The organism is Tunicatimonas sp., from assembly GCF_049647865.1.
GTDB lineage: Bacteria > Bacteroidota > Bacteroidia > Cytophagales > Cyclobacteriaceae > Tunicatimonas.
In genome coordinates, this window is sequence record NZ_JBARYM010000124.1 from 1 (window position 1) to 6866 (window position 6866).

Genomic DNA, 6866 nt, shown 5'->3' on the forward strand with positions numbered 1-6866 from the left:
CGCTAATATATGAGACGCATATTCCCCCGTAACGTGCAGTGGCTGTTAGTAGCTTTCAGAAAACAGCGCGGGCCACCGCTGCCGTAATTGTAAACTACGAAAAAGGGTATACATTTTAATGGCCGGATCATCAGGATTAGCGGCTAACTGCTGCGCGTTAGCTAACGTATCAGTGTTTTGAACGAACTGCTTAAGCAAATACGTGCGAGATGAGTAGTCTACTGCGCGACGATTATCAGGATCAACCATACTCAAATCCCAAAATTCAGTGCCTTGGTAGATATCGGGAACGCCAGGGGCCATTATTTTTAGCACAGTTTGCCCTAACGAATAAGCTACCGATTTACGAGCCAGTGGCCGAACGAAATTGGTAAGCTCTTCTATAAAATCTGGGTCGCTAAGAATGCCTTTGGCAAAATCTATTAGACTTTTTTCGTAGTCGGAATTTGGAGATGACCAGGTAGTATTGGTTTTTGCTTCGCGTACTGCTTTTTCTAAGTAGTTACCGAGGCGTTCGGCATAATTGTCTTCCAGCGGAGAAATATGAAGTGGGTAGGTTCCGACTAACGTCTGATAAATAAAATAAATGTCATTATCTGTGGGGTAATGCTTTCCGGCTACGTTAGTACAGTACGTCTGATGCTGTTTTTTCCACTTTTTACTTACATCGGCCCACTGCGCTACCTGCTCACTTAGCACATTAATTCGGATGCGGGCATCTTCACCCCGCTTAGTATCGTGGGTAGCCGTAGCATTCATAGTAAGCAGTGACCGTGACTGTAGCCATTGGTGCAATTCATCGATCGTCATTCCCAAATGATCGGGACTATCGCCCACTTCATTGCGTGAAATCAGCCGATAGTACTGGTAAAAAGTTGTATCTTCAATACCTTTAGCCGCTAAAGGGCCAGAAAATTGCTGACAACGCTGAATAAAGTACAGCGTATTTTTATTAACTTCTTCACTTTTATCAGGTACCCCATTGAAGATTATTCGTAGCGTATTGAGTGCTGGTAAAAGCTGCGGAACCTTCTCATTGGCTTTAGAAAATATTTCACCGAGTAGCTGAAGGGATTGTTTGGAAAGGGGAAGCTGATTATCGTAGATACGGTAGACCGGAAAAGCTACTAACACATGAGCTAATGCCTCTTGCAGTTCTTCAGAACTAGCCGTATTTGTGTCGGGAATAATCTCTAAGGTTTCTAGCAAACGAGTAAGGTTATTAAGCTCGCCCTGCATTCGTTCCCGGAGAATGAGCATCTTGTTATCGTAAACAATATCAGTGTAGGCCCGCTCTTCGGGTGTCCACTGCTGGTAAAGGTCACTCAGTTGATCAGATTGAGTACTGCTACTAAAAAAACGGTTAGCCTGCACTAAAAAATCGTAGCCCGTGGTTCCCTGAATAGGCCACTGAGTCGGAATTTTCTCATTCCCTTCGAGAATTTTCTCTACGACTAGGTAAGTATCCTTACCTACCAAATCACGAAGTTGATCCAAATACTGGGTAGGATCGAAAAGTCCATCAACGTGGTCGATTCTCAATCCCTGAAAAATATTTTTTTGGACTAGAGAATGCAGCAACTGATGATAATCTTCAAATACAGTAGGATTTTGCATGTTAAGACAAATGAGATCATTTACCGTAAAAAATCGGCGGTAGTAAATCTCTCCTTCAGTTGTTTTCCAGTAAACGAGTCGGAAGTGCTGCTTATCTAATAACTCTTTAATAAAGTCCTTACTATTGCTTAGCTGATCAATAGCGTCGGTAAGCATCAGTCGAAACTTATCTTCACAGAAAAGATTTAACCATTCGTTTTTAAACTGCTGCCACTTCTCAGGGTCAACTACACCGGTAGTATCCGGGGAAAAAGGTTGTAAAGCGACCAATAGCCTGGTTAGCTGAATCTTAGACTCTTGTTCGCCAACTTGGTCAATAATACTAGTAAGTAAGCCAGTATACGAAGTAGCGTTGAGAGGTATCCTATGTTCATAATATCGGACCACTAAACCCCGGTCGTCGTAAGAAAGGCGTATTTGATTAGACTCTAGCGCACTAATTAGCAATTCGCCTAAGATTGGGAACATGAGCTTCCCGTAGTTTTCCGGATTCTCGTTCCACCAATCAACGTCAAAATGCGTAAAAAATGGCGAACGCGGACCTAGTTCCAGTAGATTGGTAATCCAAGGATTATCGGTGTCAAACGCCATGTGGTTAGGCACAATATCCTGAACCCAGCCAATATTTCGCTGTTTAAGTTCCTGAGAAATTTTGGTCAATGATGCTTCAGTTCCAACTTCAGGATTGATATTGAGCGGATCCACTACATCGTAGCCGTGGGTACTGCCCAACCGGGCGGCCAGAATAGGTGAGGCATATATTGTTGAAACCCCCAACGCCTGAAGGTAATCTAGAATATCCTGTAATTTTTCCAGATTAAAATCCGCGTGGAGTTGCAGTCGATAGGTAGCTTGGGGAGTGTACATTGGTAATGAGCAGTTGGCAATGAACAGTTAGTCCGCCTTAGGCGAATGCAATGAACAAAGGCCGATGATGAATAATAATTAGTGATGAAAACTATGGATTGTCGCCCATTGAATGTAGACTAATCACCGCGATGCGGCAACTAGTCACCAATGAATAACCATCCAAAACTACGATAACTGAGGTACCGGAGCGTCGTCTACCACATGAATGTTAAGCTCTTTAAATAGTATTTCAAATGTGGTACACCAAGCGCGTGCCACCCCATCATCGTTATCGCGGAGCTGGCAATTATGACGGTAATTCCGATTATGCGCAGTGAACGCTATATTTTGAGCCTCCCACAAATCAGGGGTAAGTTGCACTTTCTTACAAGCCTGAATTAGTTGTACCACTTTGTGCATTAAATGCTCGTCTTCTGGGTTGTTCTTAAAGTTTCTCATAAGCTGGTTAATACGTTCGGCCGCTAAATGATCCAAACCAACTTTATCAATATCAACCGAAAGGTGTTCCAGACTATCAGCAAGCATATTGAGTTCTCGCATATTAATTTCATCGCTTTTTAGCAAGCGGCTTAAGTTAGCATTGACGGTAAACTCACCCGGAAATTTTAAAAGATTAGGAGGGGCAATACTGAGTTCCTTCATCGCTTGCAGCAGTGAGTAGTTATCCTCATAAACCCGGCGAAACGTACCTTCAACCGAGGTTAAGGTGTGCTCCAGTACCTGATCTAGAATCTTTTTCTGATCATCTTTAAACAAGTGCCAGAACGAATAATTGTGCGTACCAAAATGTTTATCTAGCAGTACAATAGCTTCGTGTACCCGGCTTTTCTTGAAAGCAGGAACTACTTCATCGCGCATTGCTTGAAAGGCCTCTTCACTATCAAATTCTCGCACACCGCCAAAAAGGTGGTGATCACCCAGGTGAAGTATGGCAAAGGTGATTTGAGATTCTTCTAGAGTTACTTCAGAATTCAGTACCGCCTTGCCAATGGCTAGTTTATACTTACCAGCTTCCAGCAATTCAAAGTTTTCAGCTTTGGCATCGTAACTGTACATGCGAGTTTGCTCGGGATACTCCGTGAAGAGCGAGGAAACCGCGTAATGAGCTCCCACTCGAGGCATATCAACTATTGATGGGCGAACAAATTTCTCGTAAGCTACCGCCGCGTTCTGATGATCAGGAATGTTACTTTCGGCTAAAGCTAGTAGTTCTAAAAAGTGACTTTCGTAATTCGTGCCAGTTACGTCTTCAATAAGTTGAAGTACCCGGGCCGCGTACAAAATATCCTGCATTGTCTCAATACCGGTAACTTCGTCAAAGAACCAGCCACAACTCGTGTACATCAACATAGCGTGGTGCTGTACCTCTAGCAGCTTCAAGATCGTAATCTTTTGCTGGTTAGAAAGGTCACCACCAAAATGATTATCGAGAAACTGCTCTACATTTTCGCGCGAACGATCTACGATCACGTCAATGTATTCGTTGCGTAGATGCCACGGATCTACCCCAAATGACTGAATTTCTTGCTCATAGATTGGGTTGACAGTATCGCGCAGCCAATCAAAGGCAGCCCGTAGTGGTTTCCGCCAATGCTGATGCCATTCTGGTCGGCCACCGGTATTTCCACCACCGTTCTCTGACCATCGCTCCAAATGAGGGGTGCTACTCCAAGCGGTGTTTTCTATAATTTTCGCCTCAAACTCGGGGGGGTGCTTTTCAAGAAACTCACCGTAGATAGTTAACGACACATTAGGGTCGTTATCAATTTGATTCAAACAGTAGGATAGGCCCATTTCGCCGTAGCGGTGGTGGTGACCGTAGCTTTCACCATCGGTAGCGATATGCATCATCTGCGGTTTCTTATCACCGTGGTCTAATTGATCCATCAGACGCGCAGCGAAGGCAGCTCCATTGTTCAACAGCCCTTCAAAAGCAATTCCCTGCGATACGGGGCCATCATAAAAAAATAGTGCGATAGATCGTCCTGAAGGAAGCTTACAAAGGTAAGGGCGACGAGGATCAACCTTAGCACCCGTGGCATCACGCCAGTCCTTCGCTCCAATTTTCCGAACTTTTAAAGCTTGGTAAGGAGAAAGTATAGTATATTTAATATCGTGTTTAGCTAGTACTTCCAGCGTATCTGTATTTACCGCAGTCTCTGGTAACCACATTCCTTCTGGGTAACGTTTGAAGCGAGATTCAAAATCTCGAATGCCCCAGAGCACTTGGGTCTCTTGATCTCGGGCGTTAGCGAGAGGAACAATCAGATGATTATACGCCTGAGCAATCGCAGAACCATGCCCATTAAATTGCTTTAGGCTTAGACGGTCTGCTTCCAAAATAGCATCGTACACATCAGGGGCCTCAAGATGCATCCATTGCAGCAATGTAGGCCCAAAGTTAAAGCTGATCTTCGCATAATTATTGATAATATCCTGAATGCGGCGCTTTTCGTCTAGAATACGCGCTGCTGAATTGCGAGAGTAACATTCGGCTGTAATCCGCTCATTCCAATCGTGGTATGGGTAAGCTGAATCTTGCACCTCTACCCGGTTAAGCCAAGGGTTCTCACGAGGGGGCTGATAAAAATGCCCGTGTACACATACGTATTTATTCTTTTTACTCATAATCTAAATTGCTAATAGTTGATAGGTATTGGGTTTTCGAAATTAGGTATTAGGTGAAGAAACAAAGAACTAGAATCTGCTAGAGAGCTTGTCACCCTCGCTTTCTTTCGTGTTTTTCATATCTTTTATTTCACATTTTTCCTCATTCGGTGCTACGCTGGTAAATTGCTAGGTTGTAGGGAAGTAGTTGGCTTTTGGTATCATTGGCCATCATTAGGTCCGCTTGCGGAGCTTCTCCACCCCAGGCGGTATCTTCAGAATCAAATATCTTTTCGTATGTTTCATCGCGACTCATCGGTAGCGTGAATAGTGCTGATTTTTTTGAAAAGTTAAGCACAATTAACGTAGGGGCCACTGACTCATCAGCCGTATGCTGTCGGGAAAGGAGAATTATTTGAGGTTCAATAATTTGTACTTCTAAAGCCGGGCGACTATCATCTTGCCAAGCTGGAAGTTCTTTTCGTAATTTGATTAGCGCCTGATAGTATTTAAATAGTAACTGCGACTCTAGTACCGACCAGTTCCAGGACAGCTTTGAGTTGTTAAATGTTTCTTCTGATTGCGGGTCGGGTACTTCAGATCCTACTTTTTGAAAGTACGCGAACTCCCGTTTACGCCCCTGCCGTACTGCTTCTACTAGATCGGCATCGGTGTGGCTAACAAAGTACTGAAAAGGTTGTGTTTCACCGTATTCTTCTCCCATAAATAGCATCGGTACATAGGGTGAGACGAGCACCGCACCAGCGGCTAGCTTCAAAGCTGGAAACGGCAAGGTTTCAGTAAGCCGATCGCCGAGCATCCGATTACCTACCTGATCGTGGTTTTGAGAAAATACGACAAACTGAGAATAAGGACGGTTCTCGGCACTATTGCCAAACATTCGCTTGCGGAAGGGAGAATAGATTCCATTGTATACGTACGTTTTTTCGTAAGCTTTTGCCATGTGCGAAAACTCGCTGAAGTCGGCGTAGTAACCGTCGTTTTCTCCAGTAAGTTCAGTGTGTAATGCGTGATGAAACTCATCAATCCACTGTCCATCTAAACCATAGCCACCTACTTCCTGTGGACTTATATATCTATGATCGTTCAGGTCACATTCGCCAATTAGCACATAGTTTCTTTTCGTTTGTTCGGATAATGTAGTTTTTGCTTGGCTTAGCTCCGCCAGAAAATGATTAGCACCAGCATCTTTAATAGCGTGAATAGCATCGAGCCGTAGTCCATCAATATGAAAATCACGTAGCCACATCAGGGCATTTTGACGAAAATAGTGGCGTACCCCATCGCAGTAAGCATCATCAAAATTAATAGCTAATCCCCAAGGGGTTTGATGTTTTGCTGTGAAATAAGGACCATAAACTGATAGGTAATTACCTTCCGGGCCTAAGTGGTTGTAGACTACATCTAGCAGTAGGGCTAGGCCTCGCTGATGACATGCATTCACTAACTTTTGCAAACCCTCCGCTCCACCGTAAGAATGCTGAGCGGCAAATGGATAAACGCCATCGTAGCCCCAGTTGCGGTTCCCCGGGAATTGGGCAATGGGCATCAGTTCGATAGTGTTAATCCCTAAATCCTTCAAATAATCGAGCTTATCGATGATTGCTTCAAAAGTCCCTTCAGAAGTAAAGGTACCAACGTGCAATTCGTAGATTACCATATCTCGTAGGGCAATTCCCTTCCAAGAACTATCCGTCCATTTGGTGTTTTGCAAATCTACTACTTCCGAAGCACCGTGCACCCCATCGGGT

At 44.1% G+C, this 6866-nt stretch carries 3 protein-coding genes; all 3 read right to left on the reverse strand.

The window, feature by feature from the left end; translation table 11 throughout:
• Positions 1-45: 45 nt before the first annotated feature.
• Positions 46-2484: a malto-oligosyltrehalose synthase gene (treY, locus tag WBA23_RS04045; protein ID WP_424580965.1), complete on the reverse strand. Its 2439-nt coding sequence runs from the start codon at positions 2482-2484 to the stop codon at positions 46-48.
• Between the two features lie 168 nt (positions 2485-2652).
• Entirely contained in the window at positions 2653-5115 is a 2463-nt protein-coding gene (locus WBA23_RS04050; RefSeq protein WP_424580966.1) for a DUF3536 domain-containing protein, read from the reverse strand.
• A gap of 142 nt (positions 5116-5257) precedes the next feature.
• Positions 5258-6866 (reverse strand): malto-oligosyltrehalose trehalohydrolase (gene treZ / locus WBA23_RS04055; RefSeq protein WP_424580967.1); only part of this gene is annotated, 1609 nt, incomplete at its 5' end.

Bases quoted from the DNA above. Each gene is read 5' to 3' on its own strand.
- WBA23_RS04050 (WP_424580966.1), bottom strand. From the start codon at position 5,115: ATGAGTAAAAAGAATAAATACGTATGTGTACACGGGCATTTTTATCAG.
- treY (WP_424580965.1), bottom strand. From the start codon at position 2,484: ATGTACACTCCCCAAGCTACCTATCGACTGCAACTCCACGCGGATTTT.